This is a genomic window from bacterium (genome assembly GCA_024742285.1).
GTDB lineage: Bacteria > Myxococcota_A > UBA9160 > UBA9160 > UBA4427 > UBA4427.
In genome coordinates this window covers 552395-575466 of record JANSYR010000002.1, presented here as the reverse complement: position 1 = coordinate 575466, position 23072 = coordinate 552395, and the positions used below count along the sequence as shown (strand labels likewise).

At 70.2% G+C, this 23072-nt stretch carries 21 protein-coding genes; 7 read left to right on the top strand and 14 right to left on the bottom strand.

Annotation, left to right across the window (positions count from 1 at the left end; genetic code table 11):
• The first annotated feature begins 72 nt into the window (after positions 1-72).
• Positions 73-687: a hypothetical protein gene (locus NXI30_06375; protein ID MCR9093821.1), complete on the top strand. Its 615-nt coding sequence runs from the start codon at positions 73-75 to the stop codon at positions 685-687.
• A gap of 90 nt (positions 688-777) precedes the next feature.
• Here the strand turns inward: NXI30_06375 and NXI30_06370 are convergent, their stop codons facing one another.
• The 3 genes from NXI30_06370 to NXI30_06360 are packed head-to-tail and all read right to left on the bottom strand — an operon-like array spanning position 778 to position 2510.
• The gene (locus NXI30_06370; GenBank protein ID MCR9093820.1) at positions 778-1257 is read right to left on the bottom strand and encodes a hypothetical protein; all 480 of its coding nucleotides are present in this window, start codon (positions 1255-1257) and stop codon (positions 778-780) included.
• Positions 1258-1298: 41 nt separating this feature from the next.
• On the bottom strand, positions 1299-2006 hold the full coding sequence (locus NXI30_06365) for a response regulator (GenBank protein ID MCR9093819.1): 708 nt from the start codon (positions 2004-2006) through the stop codon (positions 1299-1301).
• A 39-nt stretch (positions 2007-2045) separates the two neighbouring features.
• Entirely contained in the window at positions 2046-2510 is a 465-nt protein-coding gene (locus NXI30_06360; protein ID MCR9093818.1) for a hypothetical protein, read from the bottom strand.
• 162 nt (positions 2511-2672) lie between these two features.
• Between NXI30_06360 and NXI30_06355 the strand changes: the two genes are divergently transcribed.
• Positions 2673-3629: an ROK family protein gene (locus NXI30_06355; protein ID MCR9093817.1), complete on the top strand. Its 957-nt coding sequence runs from the start codon at positions 2673-2675 to the stop codon at positions 3627-3629.
• Here NXI30_06355 and NXI30_06350 read toward each other — a convergent pair.
• The 4 genes from NXI30_06350 to NXI30_06335 all read right to left on the bottom strand — a co-directional run bounded on the left by NXI30_06350 (position 3626) and on the right by NXI30_06335 (position 8940).
• Entirely contained in the window at positions 3626-5245 is a 1620-nt protein-coding gene (locus NXI30_06350; protein ID MCR9093816.1) for a methyl-accepting chemotaxis protein, read from the bottom strand. The two genes, NXI30_06355 and NXI30_06350, sit on opposite strands and share 4 nt — an antisense overlap.
• A gap of 145 nt (positions 5246-5390) precedes the next feature.
• Positions 5391-6539, bottom strand: a complete 1149-nt coding sequence (gene tgt, locus NXI30_06345; protein MCR9093815.1) for a tRNA guanosine(34) transglycosylase Tgt — start codon at positions 6537-6539, stop codon at positions 5391-5393.
• A complete protein-coding gene (gene queA / locus NXI30_06340) occupies positions 6536-7651 on the bottom strand; it encodes a tRNA preQ1(34) S-adenosylmethionine ribosyltransferase-isomerase QueA (protein MCR9093814.1) in 1116 nt (371 codons plus the stop codon). The genes tgt and queA overlap by 4 nt, the downstream gene beginning before the upstream one ends.
• Positions 7648-8940 carry a family 10 glycosylhydrolase gene (locus tag NXI30_06335; protein MCR9093813.1) on the bottom strand — a complete coding sequence of 431 codons (1293 nt, stop codon included), beginning with the start codon at positions 8938-8940 and terminating at the stop codon, positions 7648-7650. Before NXI30_06335 ends, queA begins: the two co-directional genes overlap by 4 nt.
• Before the next feature lie 235 nt (positions 8941-9175).
• Here NXI30_06335 and NXI30_06330 point away from each other — a divergent pair, with 235 nt between their 5' ends.
• Entirely contained in the window at positions 9176-11416 is a 2241-nt protein-coding gene (locus NXI30_06330; GenBank protein MCR9093812.1) for a transglycosylase SLT domain-containing protein, read from the top strand.
• Positions 11417-11610: 194 nt separating this feature from the next.
• Positions 11611-12066 carry a hypothetical protein gene (locus NXI30_06325; protein ID MCR9093811.1) on the top strand — a complete coding sequence of 152 codons (456 nt, stop codon included), beginning with the start codon at positions 11611-11613 and terminating at the stop codon, positions 12064-12066.
• Positions 12067-12088: 22 nt separating this feature from the next.
• Here the strand turns inward: NXI30_06325 and NXI30_06320 are convergent, their stop codons facing one another.
• The 3 genes from NXI30_06320 to NXI30_06310 form a co-directional block, all read right to left on the bottom strand.
• A complete protein-coding gene (locus tag NXI30_06320; GenBank protein MCR9093810.1) occupies positions 12089-12844 on the bottom strand; it encodes an FYDLN acid domain-containing protein in 756 nt (251 codons plus the stop codon).
• 228 nt (positions 12845-13072) lie between these two features.
• Positions 13073-13663 (bottom strand): hypothetical protein, encoded by a 591-nt coding sequence (locus NXI30_06315; GenBank protein ID MCR9093809.1) that lies wholly within the window; start codon positions 13661-13663, stop codon positions 13073-13075.
• Between the two features lie 53 nt (positions 13664-13716).
• Positions 13717-14433 carry a TetR/AcrR family transcriptional regulator gene (locus NXI30_06310; GenBank protein MCR9093808.1) on the bottom strand — a complete coding sequence of 239 codons (717 nt, stop codon included), beginning with the start codon at positions 14431-14433 and terminating at the stop codon, positions 13717-13719.
• Positions 14434-14697: 264 nt separating this feature from the next.
• Here NXI30_06310 and NXI30_06305 point away from each other — a divergent pair, with 264 nt between their 5' ends.
• From NXI30_06305 to NXI30_06295, 3 genes are all read left to right on the top strand, one after another.
• Positions 14698-15420 carry a lamin tail domain-containing protein gene (locus NXI30_06305; GenBank protein MCR9093807.1) on the top strand — a complete coding sequence of 241 codons (723 nt, stop codon included), beginning with the start codon at positions 14698-14700 and terminating at the stop codon, positions 15418-15420.
• A 97-nt stretch (positions 15421-15517) separates the two neighbouring features.
• Entirely contained in the window at positions 15518-16192 is a 675-nt protein-coding gene (locus NXI30_06300; protein MCR9093806.1) for a MarC family NAAT transporter, read from the top strand.
• A 10-nt stretch (positions 16193-16202) separates the two neighbouring features.
• On the top strand, positions 16203-17498 hold the full coding sequence (locus NXI30_06295) for an MFS transporter (protein ID MCR9093805.1): 1296 nt from the start codon (positions 16203-16205) through the stop codon (positions 17496-17498).
• A gap of 33 nt (positions 17499-17531) precedes the next feature.
• Here the strand turns inward: NXI30_06295 and NXI30_06290 are convergent, their stop codons facing one another.
• The 4 genes from NXI30_06290 to mutL form a co-directional block, all read right to left on the bottom strand.
• A complete protein-coding gene (locus NXI30_06290) occupies positions 17532-18272 on the bottom strand; it encodes a tetratricopeptide repeat protein (protein ID MCR9093804.1) in 741 nt (246 codons plus the stop codon).
• Between the two features lie 157 nt (positions 18273-18429).
• A complete protein-coding gene (gene der, locus NXI30_06285) occupies positions 18430-19797 on the bottom strand; it encodes a ribosome biogenesis GTPase Der (protein MCR9093803.1) in 1368 nt (455 codons plus the stop codon).
• Between the two features lie 17 nt (positions 19798-19814).
• Complete coding sequence (gene miaA, locus NXI30_06280) at positions 19815-20798, bottom strand: tRNA (adenosine(37)-N6)-dimethylallyltransferase MiaA (protein ID MCR9093802.1); 984 nt, start codon at positions 20796-20798, stop codon at positions 19815-19817.
• 176 nt (positions 20799-20974) lie between these two features.
• Complete coding sequence (gene mutL / locus NXI30_06275; GenBank protein MCR9093801.1) at positions 20975-22900, bottom strand: DNA mismatch repair endonuclease MutL; 1926 nt, start codon at positions 22898-22900, stop codon at positions 20975-20977.
• Positions 22901-23072 lie beyond the last annotated feature (172 nt).

Genomic DNA, 23072 nt, shown 5'->3' with positions numbered 1-23072 from the left:
AGGGCGGGTGCAACTGCTGCGCACCGGTCCCGAAAACCGGCCACAATCGCGAGCCCGCCTCCACGATTCGACATGGAGGCATTGCTCATGCTGAAGGTCAAGACTGGGATGCGATTCGGACGTCTCCTCCTCGGAGCCGTTCTGGTCGTCGGTCTGGCCGGGCCCGCCTTTGCCGGCAACGTGTACTCGTGGGTAACCGAAGACGGGACCTACGCGTTCACCGATGATTCCAAGCGAATCCCGGCGAAGCACCGCGACGAAGCCAAGCGGCGATCGATGGGGAAGCTCTCGCGTTACGAGCGCTACACCGAGATCGACGTGGAGAAGTCCAAGGAGTCGTACGAGGATCGCATCCTCGCACGACGGGACTCGCTTCGAACGGCACCGGAAGGCGCCGTCGCGGGGGCCGTGGTCGCTGCAGGAACGTCGATGGACTACACCGTCGCCGTGACCGGCGGGACCACGCGGTCCGGACGCAATGGCGTCTCTCTCCGAATCCCGACCGGGATGGACGACGGCTCCGACGAGCCGACCGTGATCGAGAGTCGACGCATGAAGCCGAAGGACAGCCTGGCCACCCGACACTTTACGATCGTCAAGAAGGGCGACCGTGTCGTGTCCGTGATCAAGGGCGAACGCCGACAGCGACCGCTGAAGGCCATGTCCGAGAGTGACTTCGACTACTAGGTCGAGAGGCACGTCCCGCGGAGGTTCGCCTCTGCGGGACGTCGCCTGCCTCAGGAGACGGTCTTCGAATCCTCGAGCGACCCCGAACGACTACGCGTCGTCGTCGTCGTCGAAGTAGATCGGATTCCGCCCTTCGCGATCGACTTCTTCTTCGTCGCTCGACGGAGCGGCCGGCTGCGAGGGACGCTCGAACGACTCGTCCTCGACCTCGGCGAGCCAGCCCGGCGGAATGCTCGCGGCCCGCGCTTCCTCTCGAATCGATTCGATTTCCTGCTCGGTCTCCTCGAGCAGCACTTCCTGCTCCTGGGCCTGGGTCAGGAACGCCTCCCGCGCGCCGCCGCGCGGGTAGTTCCGGCGCTGGGCCTGCGCATAGTTCTTGCGCAGCTTCGCGATGTTGTCCTTCAGGATCTCGCGATTGCCGAGGGCGACGCGGTAGCGCTCCTGCCACTGGGTCCGCTTGGCGAGGATCTCTTCCTCGGTCTCGGCGAACGCGAGGCCCGCGGAGAGCGAGAGCGCGACGGCGAGGACGAGCGCGGCCGTACGACGGACGAAACGGATCGGAAGCGTCATGGGAGTCTCCTGGGGAGGGCGGGCGCCGCGCCTGGACCGCGCTAGGCGGGCAGGCTGGGCGTACGCGGGAAGTGATCGCTCACGTAGTGGTCGATGCGCTCGACGGTCTGCGCATCGATCTCGAGGAAACGGAGGCCGACGTGGTCGACGCCGTCTTCACCGTGCTCCGCCCACACCACGCGAGCCGTCGGGGCGACCAAGCCGTTGCCCTCGAGGCTGAAGGAGAGCGCGACCTCCTCGGCCAGCGTCGTCTCGAGGGCCGCGTCGACGAAGACGCCGCCTCGACTCACGTTGCGGAGCGTCCCTTCGATCTGCCGGCCGCGGGTCGTGATCTCGATGCGCTCGGAGATCTGGGCGCGCGGGAGACCGCGCGGCGTGTCGAAGTCGACGAGGCGGCGGACGGCGTTGATCAACGCGTCGCGCTCGAGCGGCTTGAAGAGCACGTCGTCGGCCCCGGCGCGAACCGCCTCCGCGTGGTCCTCCGGTGCGTCCGGCCGTGCGAGCAGGACCACGCGAGGACAGCCCAGGCCCGGGTTCTCCTTGAAGCGGCGACAGAGCTCGGCCCCGTCGATGTCCGGCAGGTGCATGTCCGCGATCACCACGCTCGGCGGGCGATGCTCGGCGCTCTTGAAGGCGGAGACCCCGGAGTCGGCGAGATCGACCGGTCCGCTACGCGACAGGAAGACCTGCCCCAGCTCACGGAACATCGGGACGTCATCGATGAGCAGGATGCGCGATTTCTTCGACATGGAGATCACTCGAGGCGGGGGCGTGAGAGGATCCGTGGGTCAGTTGGCGACGAGCTGCTGGAGACCTTCGAAGGTCGAGACGACCCGCCAGTTGTTGCCCATCCCGTCGCGGCTCCACTCCTGGATCTCGGCGACCTCGACCTCGTAGGGCAGCGAAGGCGTGTAGATCGTGTACGTGACGCGAACCGTCGCCTTCTCCTTCTCCTCGTCGAGCTCGACGCTCTCCGAGTCGTAGTCGGTGAAGCGCGCGTCATCGAGCGCCTTCATCCGGCGCGCGAACTCCTCGCGGTGCTCCTCGGCGACGAAGGCGCCGGCGCGGGCGAAGTCGGAGAAGCGGACGAGCACCGTGTAGCGGTGCTGCGCCCGGTCGAGGCTCAGCTGGCGGTCGAAGGGATCCGTCGGGCGGAACTCACCGAAGGCGCAGCCCGTGCTCGCGAGGACGAGGGCGACGAGGCCGATCAGGGCGAGGGCGCGGGCCGGAAAGCGGAAGGCGGTCGACGTCATGGCGGATCTCCGGAGAACGTGACCGGGAACACGCAGCATGTGCCGCAGGTCCCCGGCGGTGAATGTCATTCTCATCGGCGGGACCGCTCCGGTTCTTCAGCGGGATTGTGATAGCTTTGCGCCGGAGCCCCGGAGGGCATCCGGCCCGCGGAGGACAGGGCGTTGCTGCTCGGGATCGACATCGGAGGCACCAAGGTCGTGCTGGCGGTGGGCGACGCCGAGGGACGGACACGTGCGTCGAGACGCCGGCCCATGCCGCTCTCGGGCGACTGGAGGGCAGATCTCGACGCTCTGGTGGACGAGGCCCGCTTGCTGCTCGAGGAGGCGGACGTCCCGCGCGAGGCGCTCACGCGGATCGGGGTCTCGGTTCCCGGGCCGACGGATCCGCGCGCCGGGGTGCTGATCAATCCCCCCAATCTGCCGGGCTGGCGTGACGTCCCCGTGGCCGAGGTTCTCGCGGAGGCGCTCGGCGCACCGACGCGGATCGAGAACGACGGGAATGCGGCGGCGCTCGCCGAGGCGCGATTCGGGGCCGGGCAGGGCACCGACGACCTGGTCTACCTGACGATGTCGACCGGCGTCGGCGGTGGATTCCTCTCGGAGGGGAGGCTGATCCGAGGGGCCTTCGGGGCAGCGGGGGAGCCCGGTCACATCCCGATCGTCGCGGGCGGACGCCTGTGTGCCTGTGGGCTGCGTGGCTGTCTCGAGGCGTACACGGGCGGCAATGCCTGGCGGGATCATCTCCGCACGATCGCGCCGGCGGATTCGGAAGCGGTTCACCGGGCCGGCGGCGATCGCGCGGCCCTCCGGCCCGAACACGTCGTGGAGGCGGCACGCGCAGGCGACCCCTGGGCGAACGAGGTCTTCGGGATCTGGCTCGACGATCTCGCGCAGGGGATCGCCACGATCGTGATGCTGCTCGAGCCCCGTCGGATCGTGCTCGGGACCATCGCCGTGGCCGCCGGCGAGGCGCTCTGTTTCGCCCCCCTGCGTGCGCGACTCGCGGAGCGACTCTGGCCCCAGCAGGCGGAGCGGCTCGAGGTGGTCCCCGCCGCGCTGGGCGACACGCTTCCGGAACACGCGGGCTTCGCGGTCGCCCTCGATCCCGATCGGCGCTAGGCGCCGTCCGAGGCCGATTCGCCGCCGCTCGGCGCCGGCGCGAGCTCGTCGAAGAGCTCCCGGATGGGGGCAGCGTTGGAGGCGGCTTCCTGCGCGTTGTCGAGCAGGCGCATGACCGCCGCGCTCGTCGAGTCGCTGGCTTCGGCGTGATTCCGCGTCTGCTCACCGATGTCGCGGATCCGCTCGCTGATCGCGGCGATCGTGGTCGTGATGTGGCGGCTGGTCGCGCGCTGCTCGTCGGTGGCGCGGTGGACGTTCAGGCAGCTGGTGAGGGCGACCTCCGAGTTCGCGAGCAACGACTCGCTCGCGCTCCGCTGCTCCTCGATCGCCTCGGAGATCTGCTGGATCTGCATGGACGTCTGGAGGGTCGTCTCGGCGACGCCCTTCGAGTTGCGGGACTGCTCCGCGGTGGACCTCGCGATCTCGGCGACGCGCTCGCTCGCGTCGCTGCAGGCTTCCTCGATCGTCTGGAGGGCGACCCCGGCGCCGCGCGAACGCTCGACGCCGGTCTTGACGGCCTCGATCCCCGCCCGCATCGCGTCGACCGCCCGGCTCGATTCCTCGTGGATTCCGCCGATCAGCCGCTCGATGTCGTGGGTCGACGAGGCGGTCCGCTTCGCGAGGGTCTTCACGTGGTTCGCGACGACGAGGAAGGCCTTGCCCTGCTCGCCGGCCTGGGCCGCGATGATGGCGGCATTGAGCGAGAGCAGGTTGGTCTCGTCGTTGATCTCGTCGATGGCACCGAGGATGCTGCCGATCTGGGAGATCCGGCCGACCAGACCGTCGAGTCGCTCCATCGCGTCGCTGGTGAGGGTGGAGATCCGCTCGATGTCCTCGATCGTGGACTGTACGGCCTGTCGACCGTCGGTGGCGCCCTCGCGAGCGCGATCGGTCAGCGTCGCCGCCTCGACCGCGTGGTTCGACACTTCCTGGATGGACCGATCCATCTGGCTGACCGCGGCCGCGGTCGACTCGGCCATGCCCTGGACCTGCTCGGCGCTGGTGGCGACCTGTCGGATCGAAGCGCTCATCTCGTGGACCGAGCTCGTCGAGGAGTCGACCCGCTCATGGAGGGAGGCCGTGCTATCGGCGACCTCGTCGACGGACTGCCCGAGCTGGAGGACCGAAGCGGCCGACTGGTCGGACGAATCCTCGAGCTTCTCGACCTGGTCGGCGACCTCCCGCATCGACTGACGCATGTTCGCGACCAGCGAGGCGGTTTCTTCGATGGCTTCTTCCTGACGACTGGCTGCGTCGGTCAGGCGCCCCAGGCGTTCGTCGACGAGCGGCGGCAGGGCGGTAGCGCGCCAGAGGAGGGTCTCCGCCTGGCGAAGGTGGGCCGCCCGAGCAGGCCACTCCTCCCGCCAGCGCTCGGGTACGTCGTCGGGAACGGGAGGGGACTCGAGGCCGATCGCCTGGTCGACGACCCGGTCCGCCGCATCACGCGCCCGCGCCATCGCGTCCTCGACACGACGCGCGCCGACGAACACGGCGACGGCGACGAGCAGGGCCGTCCATCCGGCGGAGAGTCCGAGGGCGGCAGCGCCCAGCCCGAGGACGAGCACCATCGCCCCCGCGACGTGGGACGGACCGAGGCGAGCGAGCCCAGTGCTCACCACGCCGTGTCCTCCGATCCTCGCATCGTCCGGCCGCGTTTTCCGATACAGCATCAGAAGTTGAATCGGTGAATCGCAAGCAGGCCTTGAGCAGCACGGATGTGCCGGTTTGCGCACCCGCCCTCGGGCCCGCCGAGCGGCCCCGCTAGAGCCGAACGTCCGCGATCGCCCCGACCTCGGCGTGGAGCGCCGCGAAACGGCCCGCGCGGATCGCCTCCCGCGCCCGCGTGAGAAGGTTCAAGTAATACGTGAGGTTATGGAGCGCGGAGAGTCGGCGGCCCAGCGACTCACCGGTCTTCACCAGGTGGCGCAGGTAGCCCCGGCTGTGATTTCGGCAGGCCGGACAGGTGCAGGCGGGATCGATCGGGTCCTGGTCGCGGGCGTAGCCGGCGTTGCGCAGGCTGATCGTGCCCTCGGAGGTGAACACGAGGCCGTGGCGACCATTGCGGGTGGGCACGACGCAGTCGAAGAGATCGACCCCCGCGGCCACCCCGTCGAGGAGGTCGATCGGGCGGCCGAGACCCATCAGGTAGCGGGGGCGGTCGTCGGGCAGGGCCGCATTGGCGGTCGCCACGGCGGCGCGTCGCTCCTCCCGGCTCTCGCCGAGCCCGAGGCCGCCGTGGGCGTATCCGTCGAACTCGATCCCCGCGGTCGCCTCGGCGCTCGCACGCCGAAGCGCCTCCGAGGCCCCGCCCTGGACGATCGCGAAGACCGCCTGCTGCGAGCGTCGGCGCGCCGCCTGGGCGCGCTCCGCCCAGCGCAGGGTCCGCTCCATGGCCCGCTGCATCTCGCGCGGGTCGGTTCGTCCGGATTCGTCGTGATCGATCGGCAGGCACTCGTCGAGGACCATCGCGATGTCGGAGCCGAGGGCTTCCTGGATGGCGATGGTGTTCTCGGGCGTGAGCTGGCGACGGCGTCCGTCGAGGGGCGACGTGAAGGTCACGCCCTCCTCGTCGATCTTCGCGCGGTCGGCGAGGCTCGTGACCTGAAAGCCGCCGGAATCCGTGAGCCAGGGCCCGTCCCAACCGGTAAAGCCGTGCAGACCGCCCAGGGCTTCGACCGTCTCCTCTCCCGGGCGCTCATGGAGATGGTAGGTGTTCGAGAGCAGGATCTGCGCGCCCGCCTCGGCGAGCTCCTGGAAGCTCACGCCGCGAACCGCGCCATACGTCGCGACCGGCATGAACGTCGGCGTCTCGATCACGCCGTGGGGCGTCGTGAGCCGCGAGCGCCGCGCCGCACCTTCCCGGTCCACGACTTCGAGCGCGAAGCCCTCGGCGCGGGTGATCACGCTCATGAGCGCTCCTTCGCCATCTCGGCGAGACCGGGCGCGATCAGCATCGCGTCGCCGTACGAGTAGAACCGGAACCCCTCGGCGATCGCCGCCCGATAGGCCTCGAGCATCGGCTCGCGACCGACGAAGGCCGCGACCAACAGGAGGAGCGACGAGCGCGGAAGATGGAAGTTGGTGAGGAGGGCGTCGACGACGCGGAAGGGCGCCCCGTCCGGCCGGAGGAAGAGCCGGGTCGTGCCGCGTCCCGCCGCGAGCCGGCCGTCCTCGCCGACCTGGCTCTCGAGCACCCGCACGCTCGTCGTCCCCACCGCGACGACCCGGCCGCCGCGCGCACGCGTCGCCTCGACCGCCGCCACCGTCTCCTCGGGCAGGACGAACGCCTCCTCGTGGAGCAGGCCGCTGGTCATCGCTTCGTCGTCGAGGGGGCGGAACGTCCCTGCGCCCACGTGCAGGACGACTTCGGCGCGCTGGATGCCGCGCCCTTCGAGGGCCGCGAGGAGCGCGGGCGTGAAGTGGAGTCCCGCCGTCGGTGCCGCGATCGCCCCGGGCTCGCGCGCGTAGACCGTCTGATAGCGCTCGAGGTCCGCTTCGGCGTCGTCCACCCCTTCGCGTCGGATGTACGGGGGGAGCGGCGCCTGTCCTTCTGAATAGGGATCCGCGTCCGACGCGAAACGCAACGACACTTCCCCGCGCCCGTGGAGCGCTTCGATCGTGGCCGGCAGCCCGTCGCCGCGGCCGAGCACGAGCTCGAGGCCTTCGCGGACGCGACCGGTGCACTTCACGAGCGCGCGGTGGGTCCCGGGACGCTCGGGATCCGGACCGAGCAACAGCGCCTCGGCGGCCCCGCCACTCGCCTTGCGACCGACCAGGCGCGCGGAGAGCACCCGCGTCGCGTTCACGACCAACAGATCGCCCGGGCGAAGCCAGCCGACGAGATCCCGGACCCGGACGTCCTCGCCGCCAGCGACGCGCGCGCCGGTCTCCCGGTCGAGCAGGAGCAGACGCGCCGCGTCCCGCTCTTCGAGGGCCACCTGGGCGATCGACGATTCGGGCAGCTCGAAGTCGTAGTCCTCGAGGACCGCGAGCGGGTCCGCCTCCCGGCACGAAGAGGTCAAGGGCGCGTCTCCTCGCGGCGCGCGGGTGCCGTCGTCGCGAGGGCGTCGAGGAGGGCCGGGCTCTGCGCGATCGCGTCGTCCGAGAACAGGACCTCCCCCCCGAAGCCGAGCTCGCGCAGCTGGGCCAGCTGGTCGAGCGCCCGCTCCGGCGCGTCGTCGAAGAGCCAGACGCCGAGGCCCGGCCAGATGCGATCGGCATAGGGCCAGCCGGCGTAGCTCTCGAGCTGGTTCAGCAACAGCGCGTCGTCCAGCGTATACGCCATCGGAATCGCGCGATCGAGGGCCCCCGATCGAAGCCAGCCCCGCCAGTCCTGGGCCAACGAAAGGTACGCCCGATCGTCGTACGCGATGACCGCCGCCGAGATCTCCAGGCCCGGCCGCGTCGCCCGCGCGTTCTGCGCGATCGCTTCGACGAGCTGCGTGACCTGTTCCCTTCGCCAGGCGTCCCAGGCGTTGGCGCCGCGAACCACACCGGGCCCGGCGCCGTCGATCGGATCGGGGCGCCCGGTCTCGCTTCGATATCGGGAACGCGAGACCGCGCCGTACCCGAACTCGAGGCCCACCCCGAATCGCGAACCGGGGGCGAAGGGGAGGACGCCAGGATGCCGGATGTAGTCGAGGTGGAGACCATCGAGGTCGGGGTAGCGGCGGAGCAGATCGACGAAGGTCGAAACGAGCCGGTCGCGAACCGCCGGCACCGCGGGATCGAGATAGAGCCCCCGCGTGCCCATCCGGTAGTACCGTCGATCGGGCTGCGGCACGTCGAAGTCCGGATAGTCGAGGACCGACCGACCGGACCGATCCACGAGGATCGCCTCGCGCCCGAGCTGCCCGATCAACGCCGCGTCGCGTCGGGTCGAGAGCGAGAGCACGTTGACCCAGGCGTGCACCCGGAAGCCCCGCGCACGGGCGGCGTCGAGGAGCAGCTGCAGGCCGTCGACGCCCTCCGCTTCGAGCGGGTCGACCGCAGGCGTCCGTTCGATCCCGGGCCCGGCAGCGTAGAAGGCCCGCCCTCCACGGTAGACCTGGACGAAGAGATCCGTCGCGCCGAGTCGAGCCGCGCGATCCAGCAGGGGGCCGAGGCGTTCGCGAGGGGCGTCGAGGACGCGCTCGCTGCCCTCGGCGAGGATCCAGAGGCCGCGGGCGAGGGGGGCGGCCTCGGCCGATCCGGCATCGGGACGAAGCGCCCCGGGCACTTCTGCGCCGGCCTCGGCGGTGCTGGCGGGAGCGGGGCGCGTCGCGGGTTCGGGCACACACGCCAGCAGGAGACCCGCAAGCAGGCCGGCCAACCCCACGAGGGGCCTCCGCAACGCGGAATGGATCGGGTGGGGGAGCAAAGCGGGTGAACGGTAACTTTGCGTGCCCTTCACCTCAATGTGGGCCACTCACTTCCGAGGCCGGCGTCCCCGCTTTGCTTCGTTCCCTGGACGAAACGCCGTGTGGAATCGGTCCGATTGACAGCATCGCATGCAGGGCCAGAATCGGAGGTCCGGATGCGACGGCGGCGATGAGGAGTCGGCGAGGATGGTCACGATGACGCAGGGGACGCAGGACACGCAGGGCCACGCGGCAGGCCGCGGGATCCGCGCGATCGCGTTGGCCCTCGTCGCGACGGGCCTGCTGTCGAGCGTCGTCTCGGCGCGGGTCGACGGCGAGATCCAGCCGCCGCTCGAATCCGGCGCGACCGTCGTCCCGGCGCCTGTGGAATCGGTGTCCGAACGGGGCGCGGAGTCGACGGAGGTGCCCCCCCTCGATCCCGACGCAGCGGTCGCGGCCGACGTGCCGGGCGGCCTGCCGACGCCCCCGGCGGATGCCGTCCTGCGCGCACAGAGCCAGGCGATGCTCGACGACCCGGCGGCGCTCTTCCGCGCGGCGGCCGCGGCGATCGAGGCCGAGGACTATGCCCACGCCGACTGGCTCTACGCCCAGATCGGCTTGCGGCACCCGATCGTCGGCGACCACTCGGGGCTCCTGCGCGCGCGACTGCAGCTCGACCGCGGTCGCCCGACCGAGGCCCGGGAGATCGCGACGGCGACGCTCTCCGAGTTCGCGGAGACGCCGCTGCGCGCTCCGCTCCACGAGCTCGTCGGCGAGGCCCTGGTCCGGACCCGGGACGAGGCCGCGGCCCGCGAGGCCTGGGCGGCGGCGCTCTCGGCGACCGACGAGGACGACCAGCGCGCCGCGCTGCTCCGGAAGGTCGCGCGGAGCGAGGAACGCTCCGGCGAGGACCGCGCCGCAGGGATCACCTGGCGCCTTCTCTGGTATGCGCACCCCGCGACCGACGAGGCGAAGCAGGCGAGTCATCGCCTCGACGTGATCGAAGCGCACCTGGGCGAGCGCCTGCGCCGCGCCAGCGATTGGCGGCGTCGCGGCGACCGACTCTTCCGCCAGCGCATGAACGACGAGGCCCTCGAGGCCTACGATCGTGCGCTCGCGATGGGACTGCCCAAAGCCGAGACCCGTCGCGCCCGCAAGCAGCGCGCCCAGACGCTCTTCCGCATGCGCCGCTATCCGGAAGCCGTCGCCGCCTTCGAAGCGCTGCCGCAGACGGGGGACACGCCGATCTGGACGGCGCGCTCGATGGCCCGGGCGGACCGCGTACCGGAGTCCATCGCCGCGTTCGAGAAGCTCGCGAAGAAGTCCGGGCCCAACCAGATGCGCGCCCACTACCTCGCCGCGCTCCTCCTGGACGGGCGCGATCGCGACGACGAGGCACGTGCGCACTTCGAGATCCTGGCCAACGATCCGAAGGGCAATGGCAACAAGCGGGCGGCGCTCTGGCGGCTCGGCTGGAGCGACTACCGCTTCGGCCGGCACGCGGAGGCCGCGAAGCGCTTCGAGGCCCTGGCGGACGCGACCTCCCATCCGATCGACCGTTTGCGGCCGCGCTACTGGCACGCTCGCGCGCTCGAGAAGGCCGGGCGGCCCGAGGAGGCGAACGCCATCCTCGCGGAGATCGCCGAGGAGTTCCCGCTCGCCTACTACGGCTGGCGTGCGCGGATCGCGACCGGGCGGCAGGACGTGGCCCGCCCCGCGCACGCGATCTCGGTCGGGCGAGCAGCGCTCCCGGGCAGCGCCCTCGAGCGGGTCCGGATCCTGATGAAGGCGGGGCTGGCGGAGGCGGGTGCCGAGGAGACGGCGTCGCTCACGCGCCGCGCCCGCGGCCTCGACGATCGCGTCGAGCTCGCGCGGCTGCTGACCTCGGCCGGGGACTTCAATCGCGCCCAGCGCGTGATCGTCGACGCCTACAGCGCGAATCTCGCGCGGGGCCCGGTCGCCGGCCTCGAGGAGCTCTGGTGGTACGCCTGGCCCTCGGCCTTCGAGGGGCTCGTCGACGAGGCGACCGCCGACGAGGGCAGCGTCGATCCGGAGCTCGTGTATTCGATCATGCGCGAGGAGAGCGGTTACCGGCCGAAGGTCGTGTCCCCGGTCGGCGCGCGGGGGCTGCTCCAGATCATGCGCGAGACCGGCGCGCGCCTCGCGGACCGGAGCGGGCGCCGCGGCTTCGATCCCGATGATCTCTTCGATCCGCGCACGAACATCGAGCTCGGCTCGTTCTACCTGGCCGAACTCTCGGCGCAATTCCCGACCAAGCTGTCGGCCTCCATCGCCAGCTACAACGCCGGCCCGCACGTGGTCACCGACTGGGTCGAGGGCGATGCGCGCCCCGACGACGAGTGGGTCGAAGCGATTCCCTACTCGCAGACGCGGAGCTACGTGAAGCGCGTCATGCGCAGCCTGCAGGCCTACCGGCTTCTCTACTGAGACTGCTCGGGCGCGCGGCGTGCTCGCTGCGCGCGAGCCGCGACGCCTTCGGCGCGCTTCCGGCGTCCTGCGTGCGCGCTGCGCGCGGGCTGCCGTTCCCCGCTGAAAAAACGGGGGCACCGGTTGAGCAGGGCGCGACCGTCGCCGATGAATCGGGGAGTGCCGCGCGCCCTCGCGCGCCTCGGAGGTCCGCGATGACCGTTTCCCGACACGACGCTCGCCGTACGGCGGGCCGCGCCAGCGGCTCGCTGCTCTTCCTGCTCGTGCTGCTCGTCGGCGCGGGTGGCTTCAACTATCACCGCAACCTCGAGATCGAGCGCCAGTCCGAGGGCCACCGCCCCTACGAGAGCTACTCGACCGAGGACATCCAGGCGCTTCGCGACGCGTTCGAATCCGAGCTCGTCGGCTCCGAAGCGAAGTTCGAGGCGGTGAAGCGCCAGCGCACGCGACCCAAGGGCGACCTCGGATCGGTCTCCGGAAACGTCCAGCAGTTCGCGCAGACCGCCCACACGAGCCGCGCGATCCGTCGGGCCGCTGCGGGCGTCGCCGAGCGACAGAACGAGCTCAGCGAGCTCGACCGTGAGCTCGAGCTGCGGGCGAACCTCGGCCAGGGCCTCATGCGCCACGTGAAGCGGCTCACGACGATCTGATTCGCGTGTCGATCGGGCCCGGCTAGAGCTCGTCGATCTCCGGCGGGTCGGCGCCTTCGTCCGGCCCCGCGTCGTCGTCGATGTCGAGGCCGCCGTCGTCGGCCTCGGTGTCGTCGAACATCTCTTCGCCGGGCGCCTTGGTCTCTTCGACCTCGTCGTCGGGCGAGGGCTGCGGCTCTTCGTCGTCGAGGAGCTGCGCCATCGGACGCACGACCTTCGGCTTCGGGACCTCGGAGACGGGCTTCGGAGCCTCCGGCGGCCGATCGCGCTGGTCAGCGCCGCACTTGGGACAGATCGGCTCTTCCTTACCGAGGTCGTAGAACTTCGCGGCGCACTCGAAGCAGGTCCACTTGTACCCGAGCTTCGGGTGGCGCGGACCCGAGGGCTGGACGGCCTTCTTCGGCTTCGCCTTCTTGGCGGGCGTGGCCCCGTCCTTGGAAGCCGCCTTGCCCTTGGCGGCGGCCTTCTTCTTGGACGCTTCCTTTTCCGACTTCGCGGCGGCTTTCTTCGGCGCCTTCCGGGTGGCGGCCTTCTTCGGATCCGCCTTCTTCTTCGCGGCCGCCTTCTTCGGCGCCGCCTTCTTCTTCGCGGCCGCCTTCTTGGCAGGTGCCTTGGCCTTCGCAGCCGCCTTCTTCTTCGCAGCCGCCTTCTTGGCCGGCTTCTTGGCGGCCTTCTTCTTGGCCGGAGCCTTCTTCTTCTTGGGGGCTGCAGCCTTCTTCTTGGCTGCAGCCTTCTTCTTCGCCGGCTTCTTCGCCGCCTTCTTCTTGCTGGCCGCCATGCATCCCTCTCGAGATCACCGTGCACAAAGCCTGATTTGCGCACAGGAATCGCCCGTGCTTGTAGCCGTTCGGCGCGCTCGCGGCCAGTCTTCGGCGACGAGATGAGCGCGAATCCCAAAAACGAGGGTAAAAACACTCGTTTCAGACGCGCATCGCAGGGGCTCAGGGCGGCGCGCCAGCACGGCCGCGGTTCGCCACGGCGGCGGTGGGGGAGGGGTGAGGGTGAGTCAGCGGACGTCGACGCCGTCGCCCGAGCCGGGCGGCGCGAGCGGTGCGGCCGAAACCGGCGGCAGGGTCATGCGCCCGAAGCGCGCGCCGTAGACGATCTCGTCGATGCCGTCGATCGCGGTCACCTGGATGCGGTGCTCGACATGAAGGGTCTGGCTGACCTCGTCGACCCGGTAGAGATTGCGACCGAAGGCCTGGGACTGCTGCCAATGGACCTCGAGGCCCTCCGTCGTCCGCCGCCACTCGATCGTCGTCTCTTCGCCCCGTGGATCCGTCTGGCGGGTCGGGCCGGCACCGGGATCGACCGGCCGATCGTATTCCCCGTTCGGCCCCCGCACGCGCTGGTGAAGCGCTTCACCGTCCCACTCGAACGCGAGCTCCCGAGGCGGGCTCGTCGTCTTCTCGAGCACACCCGTCGCCATCTTCCGGACGATCCAGGAGAGGTCGCCGGTCGCCGTCCCGATGCTCTCGAGGCGCGCCTCGTCCGCCACCTCGTCCACGATTCGCGCCCATTGACCGCTGAAGGGGGCGAGCGACGCGTCTTCGGCGAGGACCGGCGCGGCGAGTCCGAAGACGATCAGGACCTGCACCACCGATAACGTACGGAGCCGAGAACGAGGAGAGCAGGGCGTCGGCGCCTTCATCATGGGGTGGTCCTTCGGCTGGGCATGGCGGGAACGGGCGAATCCTCGAGCCGGACACGCGGGCCGGCTCCCGACGCCGTGATCGGGGCGTTCGCAGCGGCCTCGGCGGGATCATCGGCGACCGCCGCGGCTTCGACGAGCTGTCGGACGAGTGCGCCGAGCATCGCGCGGTGACGCTCGACGGCCTCGGGCGCGAGCGTCCGAAGGCCCAGCGTGTCCTGGACCGCGCGGTTCGACGCAACCCAGACGAGAGTCGTACTGGAGAGGATCAAAGCGAACTCGCTCGCGTCGACGCGACCGACCGCGCGATCGTCGAGCGCTTTCTGGAGCGAGGCCAGTAGCGTCGAGACCGGGCCGACGGTCTCGTCCGGTGCCACACCGGGGGTTTCCTCGATCATCTGGCGCAGCAGCAGACGCGCCGCCCACGGATGCTCGAGAACGAAGTCGACCCAGCGATCGACGATCGTCTCCAGACGTCCGGCGGGCTCGGATTCGGTGGCGACGACCCGGTCGGTGATCTCGGTGACCACCCGCGCGAGTGCTGCGCGGTAGAGCGTGGATTTGTCCGGGAAGTGGTAGAGGACCGAGGGCCGACGGATGCCCACGCGACGAGCCACGTCGTCGATCCGTCCGCCGGAGAAGCCCGCTTCGCCGAAGACGTCGATGGCGGCGCGCAGGACCTCGTCACGGCGTTCATCGCCGCGCGGACTCGACATCGAGGGGGGAATCGATGTGCCAGGGGCCATGCAGATCAGCCTACTGACGAGTCAGTCGGAACTCAACGGATTTCTGCCCATTCGGGCCATCAGGGCCATCCAGAAGGGCTTTTCGGCGAGGTCGACCTGAGCCTGTCCCGCGGATCCGACCCGATCCCATATTTGACATAATCTATCTTATCAGTGGTGTAGTGCACCGCAGCAGGCAGCGCCGATCGGGCTCTGGCCCGCATATACTGGCAGCGATCCAGGAGGATCTCCCCGATGCCGTCGATGCTCCACGCCCCCCTCCGACTCTTCGTTCCGGCGCTCGCTCTCGGTCTGCTCTGGAGTTCGATCGCGCATGCCCAATCGCTCGTGTTCTCGGAGTACGTCGAGGGCTCGGGAAACAACAAGGCGGTCGAGATCCAGAATGCCATCTCCGCAACGGCCGTCGACCTCACGGACGCCCAGGTCGAGATCTACGGAAACGGCTCGCCGACGCCCACGACCGCCATCTCGCTTTCCCCTGCGATGCTCCAGCCCGGCGAGGTATTCGTCCTCGCGAATCCGAACGGCACCGGCGTCGCACCCCTCGCCGACCAGACGACAACCGACCTGAACTTCAACGGAGACGACGCCGTCGTGCTCCGGGTTTCGGGACAGATCGTCGATGCGATCGGCCAGATCGGGTTCGATCCGGGCTCCGAGTGGAGCGGCAACGGGGTGTCGACACGCGACCAGACGCTCGTCCGGAGCTTCTACGACTGCGCCAAGCCGCACGGCGTTCCCGCCTTCGATCCGTCCACCGAATGGGATTCCGTCGGTTTCGACGACTTCCTCGGACTCGGCGATCCGGGCTTCGGGTTCGCGACGGCAAACTGCGCGGTGGCCCCGTCCGTGCCCACCGCGGGTGGGCTGGGTCGAACGGCGCTCACCCTGGCACTGCTCGGGGTGCTCCTCGTGTTCGCGCCGCCGATCGGTGAACGCGTCGCTCGCATCTCCTAGCGCGATTGGCGTCGGCACGGCGGTGCGTGAACGCCCGCGAGGCGTGAGCGGGTGCGTTCGTTATCGTCTTCGGCATGCGAGGAGCGAGGGGACCGGCTTGATCGGCGTTTTCTTCACGACCGTCCTGGGAACGCTGATCGCGCTTCTCCCGATCGCCAATCCCTTCAGCACCGCGGTCGTCTTCCTGGGCCTCACCAAGGGCTACTCGAAAGCACGCTGCGACGAGACCGCCTACCAGGCGAGCGTCTACATGGCCGGGGTGCTCCTCGTCTTCCTGGTCGCGGGCGCGCTGATCATGCAGTTCTTCGGGATCTCGCTGCCAGCGGTTCGGATCGCCGGCGGGCTGATCGTCGCGCGGATCGGCTTCAACATGCTGACGCCCGGTGACGAGCCGCTGCCGGTCGAGAAGGACGGTCCGGGCGCTGGGATCGCGTTCACGCCCCTGGCGATGCCCATGCTGAGCGGTCCGGGCGCCATCGCCGTCACGATCGGCATGGCCGCGGGCGCGGAAGGCTTCGCGGGCCACCTCGCCATCGCCACCGGGATCGCCGCGGTGGCCGGGATCTCGTTCGTCGTCCTGCGCGAAGCGAACCGGATCGTGTCCTTCCTCGGCCCCGTCGGCATGGACGCGCTGAGCCGGATCATGGGCTTCCTGCTCGTCTGCGTGGGCATCCAGTTCTTCGCGGTGGCCATCGGCGAGATCCTCTCCGACGACGTCTTCATGGAGCCGATCCTGCGCGCGGTGGCGCGCGCGACGGCGCGCCTGGAGTGACCGCCGCCGGATGAACGCGATCGCTCCGATCTCCGTACTGCTGATGAGCGTCGCCCTGCTGCTGACCGGTCAGGGCCTGCAGTCCGTCCTGCTGCCCGTTCGCGCCCAGGCCGAGGCGTTGTCGACCCTCGCGATCGGAACGATGGGCTCGGCCTACTTCCTGGGCTTCGCCGTCGGCTGCCTGACGTGCCCGCGCCTGGTCCAGAGCGTCGGCCACATCCGGAGCTTCGCCGCGATGACCGCGGTCGCGTCGGCCGCGCCGCTGATCCACGCGATGTGGATCTCGCCCTTCGGTTGGATCCTGACCCGGGCGATCACCGGCCTGAGCATCGCGGCGCTCACGGTGATCATCGAGAGCTGGTTGAACGATCGCTCCACGAACGAGACGCGTGGAACCGTGCTCTCGGCCTACATGGTCATCAACCTGACCGTGATCACGGTCGGCCAGATGATGCTGACGCTCGCGGAGCCCACGGAGTTCCTGCTCTTCGCGGTCGCCTCGGTCCTCGTGTCGGTCGCCGCCGTCCCCGTCGCGCTGACGCGACAGCCCCAGCCGGCACCGCTCGAGTCGGTCGCCATCCGCCCCTTCCGCATCCTGAAGGTCTCGCCGGTCGCGTTCGTGGGGTGTGCGGTGGTCGGCCTCGCGAATGGCGCTTGGTGGGCGCTCGCTCCCCTCTTCACGGCCCACGACGCGCCCGACACCACGCGCACGGCGGTCTTCATGAGCGCCTGCGTCATTGGCGGCGCGGTCGGCCAATGGCCCCTTGGGCGCCTCTCGGACCGGATGGATCGGCGATGGGTCGTGCTCGGCGCCACGCTCCTCGCCGTGCTCGCATCGCTCTGCGTCCTGGCGACGAGTGGTCAGGGGCCGCTTCTGTACGCGTCGTCGGCACTCTGGGGAGCGGCCGCGTTTCCCCTCTACAGCCTCGCCGTCGCGCACGCGAACGACCGTGCCTCGCGAGAGGATCTGGTCGAGACTTCGAGCAGCCTGCTGCTTATCTACGGCGCAGGAGCGGTGATCGGGCCGATCGTCGCGTCCACGGTGATGCAGATCGCGGGCCCCGATTCGCTCTATCTGCACACGGCGGCCATGCACATCGGCCTGGGCGCCTTCGCCCTCTGGAGCATGGGGCGCGAGGTCGAGGCGTCCGATCACGAGCCGGCCCCCTTCGCGGAGGCGCTCCGATCGGCGGAGACGATCTCGCCCGCGTTCGACGCCGCGCGCCTTGCCGAGGCCACGGTCGCCGATGGAGGCGCACCCGTGAACGACGCGTCGCCGGGCGAGCCGGGCGCCCCCGTCGTCTGAGGCCCCATCGGTCTCGGCCGGGGCGTGCGGCGCCTAACGTGCGGCGCGCAGCTCCGCGACGAGCGCCTGGATCTGCGGCGGCACGTTCGCATCCGGGAAGCCCGCCTCGAGGCGCTGGAACACCTCGAGCGCTTTGGACTCCTCGCCGGCGGCCGCCCAGCAGCGCGCCGCATCGCCGAGCGCGTTCGCCCGCAGCGGATACGTCTCGACGTCGGCGGCCAGCTCATAGGCCTCGGCGGCGACGCCGAAGTCCCCGCGATCCTCGGCGAGCCCGGCGAGCCGGATGGATCCGAGCGCTTCGAGGGCCGACCCCTTCGCTTCGTCGCGCGCCCGCCCGAAGCTCTCGGCCGCGGCCTCGAGCCGGCCGAGCTCGGTCTGGAGGTGGCCCGTTTCGAGCCAGGCCACGGCCGCGGCCGTGGTTCCGGCGTGTTCGTTCGCGACGGCCATGAAGCGCTCGGCGTATTCCGTGCGCGTCCGCTCGGCGACCTCTGGATTGGCGGGCTCCGGAATCGGCCCCCCGATCGGGTCCGCGCCCATCGCCTGTCGGTACTGGCTCGTCGCGATGGCCAGCGCGTCCGCAGCGGCGTCGCGGGTGTTCTCCTGGCTCTGCACGTAGAGGCCGACGGCCCCGGCGAGCACCAGGATCGCGGCGATCACGCCCAGAATCAGCGCGGCGTTCTCGCTCGCCCACTCGGCGACGCGATCCCCCGACTCCTCGATCTCGCGGAGGGTCTCGGAGGTGGGGCTCGGGACTTGCTTGCTTCGTCGGGCCAAGGGTCGGTCCTTCATGGGACGGGCGCGGCGGATTCGTTTCGATCGCCCGCTCGTCGGCAACGCGCCGGGAGGCCCCCGGGGCGCGCGGGAGTGTACCGCCGCACGCCGGGACTTCGAGGCCCGGGCCCGCGACCGGGGTTTCCGCGCGGTGGGCGCCCTATTCGCTCCGATCCGCGCCCTTCCGGCCGCTGCGCTTGCGCAGCCGCACGCGAACCGGCGTGCCCTCGAAGCCGAAGCTCTCGCGGAGCTGGTTCTCGAGGAAGCGCACGTAGGACGTCTGGATCGCCTTCGGATCCGTGCAGAATACGACGATCGTCGGCGGCCGGACGCTGACCTGCGAGGCGTAGAAGAGCTTGTTCGGCCGCCGGAGCGCGCCCTTGCTCGCCATCGACGGCGGATGCTTCTCGGACACGTCCTGGAGCCAGCGGTTCAGGTCCGCCGTCGGGATGCGCTGCTCCCCGGCCTGGACGACGCTGTCGAGGCGATCGAAGAGCCGCTTGAACCCCTGCCCGGTCTTCGCGGAGACCGACACCACCGGCACGTCGGACATGAAGCGCAGGCCGTGGTCGATGTCGGCGAGCCGGTCCTCGCGATCCTCCTTTTCGACGAGATCCCACTTGTTGGCGAGCACGACCGACGCGCAGCCCTGCTCGCGCATGAGCGACGCGACGCGCGCATCCTGATCCGCGATGCCCTCGGCCGCGTCGACGACGAGGAGCGCCACGTCCGCGCGTTCGAGGGAGCGCAGCGTCATCAGCGCCCCCCCGTGCTCCCCGGGCCCCTGCCGCTTGCCGACCTTGCGGAGTCCGGCGGTATCGACGAGGACGTATTCGCGATCGCCGCGCCGAATCCGGATGTCGACGGCATCGCGCGTCGTGCCCGGCGTGTTCGAGACGACCATGCGCTCCTCGCCGGCGAGCTGGTTCGCGATCGAGCTCTTGCCGACGTTGGGTCGACCCACGATCGCGACCCGCGTCGCGTCGTCCTCCTCGACCTCTTCTTCCTCCGCCGGCGCGAGCGTGTCGAGGATTCGTTCGAGCGCATCGAAGGCGCCGCCGCCGTGTTCCGCGGAGACCGCGTAGGTCTGCTCGATGCCCAGCGCATAGAACTCGTTCACGCGGTCCTGGTGATGCATCGGCTGGTCGATCTTGTTGACGAGCAGACCGAGCGGCTTGCCCGAACGCCGCAGGGTCGTCGCGATCGCCTCGTCCTCGGGCACGAGACCGAGCTTTCCGTCGACGATGAAGAGGATCACGTCGGCGGCCTCGACCGCCGAGCGCGCCTGGCTCTGGACGGCGGCGTCGAGCTCTTCCTCGCCACGCGGGGCATCGAGGCCCGCCGTGTCGACGATCCAGATCCAGCGGCCGTCGATCTCGATCTTCTCGGCGATCCGGTCGCGAGTGAGCCCGGGCTGGTCGGCGACCAGCGCGCGGCGATAGCCGGCGTATCGGTTGAAGAGCGTGCTCTTCCCGACGTTCGGTCGGCCGACGAGGGCGACCATGGGCAGACGGGCATCGTCCTGCATGCGTGCGTCCCCCGCCCTCAGCCGCGATCCGCGTCGAGGAAGGCACCGACGCGCTCGAAGACCGGCTCAGGCGCTCGCGGGTCGTGCCAGTGGACGTCGGGCACGGCACGGATCCAGGTGCGCTGGCGCCGCGCGAAGCGTCGGGTGTCCGCCTGCATCGCCGGGAGCGCGTTCGCGAGCGTGTCCGCGCCGTCGGCGACGGGCTGGATGTGGCGATAGCCGATCGCCTGCATCGGCTTGAGCTCCGGGCCGTAGCCGCGCTCACGCAGATCCCGCACCTCGCGCAGCAGACCCGCCTCGATCATCTGCGCAGCGCGCCGATCGATCCGTTCGTTCAGCACCTCGCGCCCCGGATCGAGGCAGAGGTGCAGGACCCGGAACGGACGATCCTGGAATCCGTGCTCCTCGCGGACCCGGGAGGCGCGTTGTCCCGACATCTGGAGGATCTCGAGGGCGCGGATCGTGCGGCGCACGTCGTTCGGATGGATCTTGTCCGCCGCGTCCGCATCGTGCTCACGCAGCCTGCGGTGGAGCCGGGTCGGATCGCCCTCTTCCGCCGCCCTTCTCTGCTCGTTCTCGAGGCGTTCACGCAGTACGGGGTCGACGTTGCCGGTCTCGATCAGGCCGTCGAGGAACGCGCGGATGTAGAGGCCGGTTCCGCCGGTCAGGAAGACCACGCGACCGCGACCGTGGATCATCTCCGCGGTGGCGCGCGCCTCCTTGCCGAAGCGGCCGGCGCTGTAGTCCTCGTCGGGATCGGCGACGTCGAAGAGGTGATGGGGGACGGTCAGGCGCTCTTCGGGCGAAGGCTTCGCCGTACCGATGTCCATGAACCGGAAGACCTGCATCGAGTCGGCGTTCACGATCTCGCCGTCGAAGCGCTGGGCGAGACCGATCGCGAGGTCGGTCTTGCCGGAGCCGGTCGGACCGGTCACGACGACGACCGGGGGGCGGTCGTCCTTCGGGTCGGGCGCCGTCTCGGCGCCCTGCTCTTCAGCCATGGCGGAGTTCCTCGTCGCGTTCGGGTGTGGAGCCCGTTGCGTCTGCGGAGGCCCTTCGGCTGTACGGGCCGAAAGGCGGTGGCGGCCAACACTAGCCGAGATGCCGCCGGACGCCGCGCAGCCCGGCGGCAATCTCGCGCGCGGCGCCTGCGGCGGTGCTGGCGCCTGCGGCAGTGCTAGCGGCGGCGGAAGCGGAGCTCGAGATCGGCGTGGGACAGCAGGATCGCCACCGGCCGACCGTGGGGACAGGTCGGCGCCCAGGGGATCGTGTCGAGCCCGGCGAGGATCGCTTCCTGCTCTTCGCGCGGCAGGCGGTCACCGAAACGTCGCGCCGAGTGGCAGGCCATCGTCGCGAAGAGTCGATCGAGACTCGGCAGCCATCGCACCACGTTCTCGTCCGCCTCGTCGCCCCCCTCGACGTCGTCGAGGGCGCTGGCGAGCTCGGTCACCAGCTCGCCGACGTCCTGCCCGGAGATCTCGGCCGGAATCGCGCGAACGAGCACCGCATCGTCGCCGAAGGGCTCGATCTCGAAGCCGAGCCGCGCGACGATCTCGGGCGCCTCCCCGATCGCGGCCACCGCGCTCGGGGCCAGCTCGACCGTGAGCGGCGTGAGGAGCCCTTGACGCGCGACGCCCCGCTCGAGCCACCCCTTCCGGAGGTTCTCGTAGAGGATGCGCTCGTGGGCGGCGTGCTGGTCGATCACCATCAAGCCGTCGGCGGTCTCCGCGAGGATGTAGCTCGCTCGGAGCTGGCCGAGGATCGAGAGCGCGCCGAAAGAGGAGACCGGCGCGGATTCGTCGGATCGCGCCCCGGGGACGACGAGAACGGAGCCGGAGTGCCCGCCGGTCGGCGCCTCGAACGCCGGCGGCGACGTCGCGGTTTCGGCGACGCGGTCGACGCTGGCATCACCCCGCGCGAAGACCCAGTCGTTGGTCTCCGCGGCCCCCGTCGTCGGAATCGATCGCTGCGGCGTGAACATCGGCTCGGTCGTGGCGGTGGCGCGCGCGCCGAGCCCCGTCGCGACCGGCGGCCCTTTGCCAGGCGCGCTCATGTCGCCGAGCCAGCTCCGCTTGGCCATGGCGTCGCGTACGGCGTGCCGGATCGCGCGATGGACGGCCTGGGGATCGATGAACCGGACCTCCCACTTCGCCGGATGCACGTTCACGTCGACGGTCGCCGGCGGGACCTCGACATAGAGCACGCCGACCGGGAAGCGACCGCGTGGAATCAGATCGCGATAGGCCTGGATCAGCGCGCCGCGCAGGAGTCGGTCACGGACCGGCCGGCCGTTCACGAAGAGGTAGAGCGCGTTGCCGTTGGGTCGGGTTCGTTCCGGTGTCGACACGAAGGCGTGGACCTTCGCCTCCGGCGTGTCGTGTTCGACTTCGACGAGGGCCGCGGCGTCCTCGTCGGGGAGGATCATGGCGATGCGGTCCCGGAGCGAACGGCAGGTGGGCCAGACGGTCGCCTTGCGATCGTCGCGCTGGATCTCGAGGTGGAGCTCCGGATGGACCAGGGCGAGTCGCGCGAGCCAGTCGGCGATGTGACCCCACTCGGTTCCGGCACGCTTCAGGAACTTGCGTCGTGCGGGGACCGAGGCGAAGAGGTCCGCGACCTCGATCCGCGTGCCGACCGGCCCCCCGGCGGCACGCTCGCTCTTGATCTCGCCGCCCTCGATCAGGATCTCGTAGCCCTCGGCCCGATCGCGGGCGCGGCTCACGATCCGGAAGCGCGAGACGGACGCGATCGCGGGCAGCGCCTCGCCTCGGAAGCCGAAGCTCCCGATCCGCATCAGGTCCGCGGCCGAGCGCAGCTTGCTGGTCGCGTGACGCTGTAGGGCCATCGGCAGCTCATCGGGGGTCATCCCCACGCCGTCGTCGGTCACCGCGATCAGCGCGGCGCCCCCGTCGCGCACCTCCACGCGGATCGTCGTCGCCCCGGCGTCGATCGCGTTCTCGACGAGCTCCTTGACGACGGAAGCCGGGCGCTCGACGACCTCGCCCGCGGCGATCTGGTCCACGAGCGCATCGGACAGCAGGCGAATGCGCCCTTTTTCGCCGGCCTCGGTCTCCCCTTTCCCTTCGGCGATCGGTTCCGTCACGCGGTGCCCCCGTGGGATATCGATGCGCGTAAGGGGTGGGGAATTCTCGTCATTTGCGCCTGCTAGATTATTCCCACAAAGAAAAGACGCCGGGGTACCATGAGTCTGATTTAGCGTCAACTCGGCGGCAATGACGCTCGCGACCCGCAATAACCATTGACAAACGTCCGGA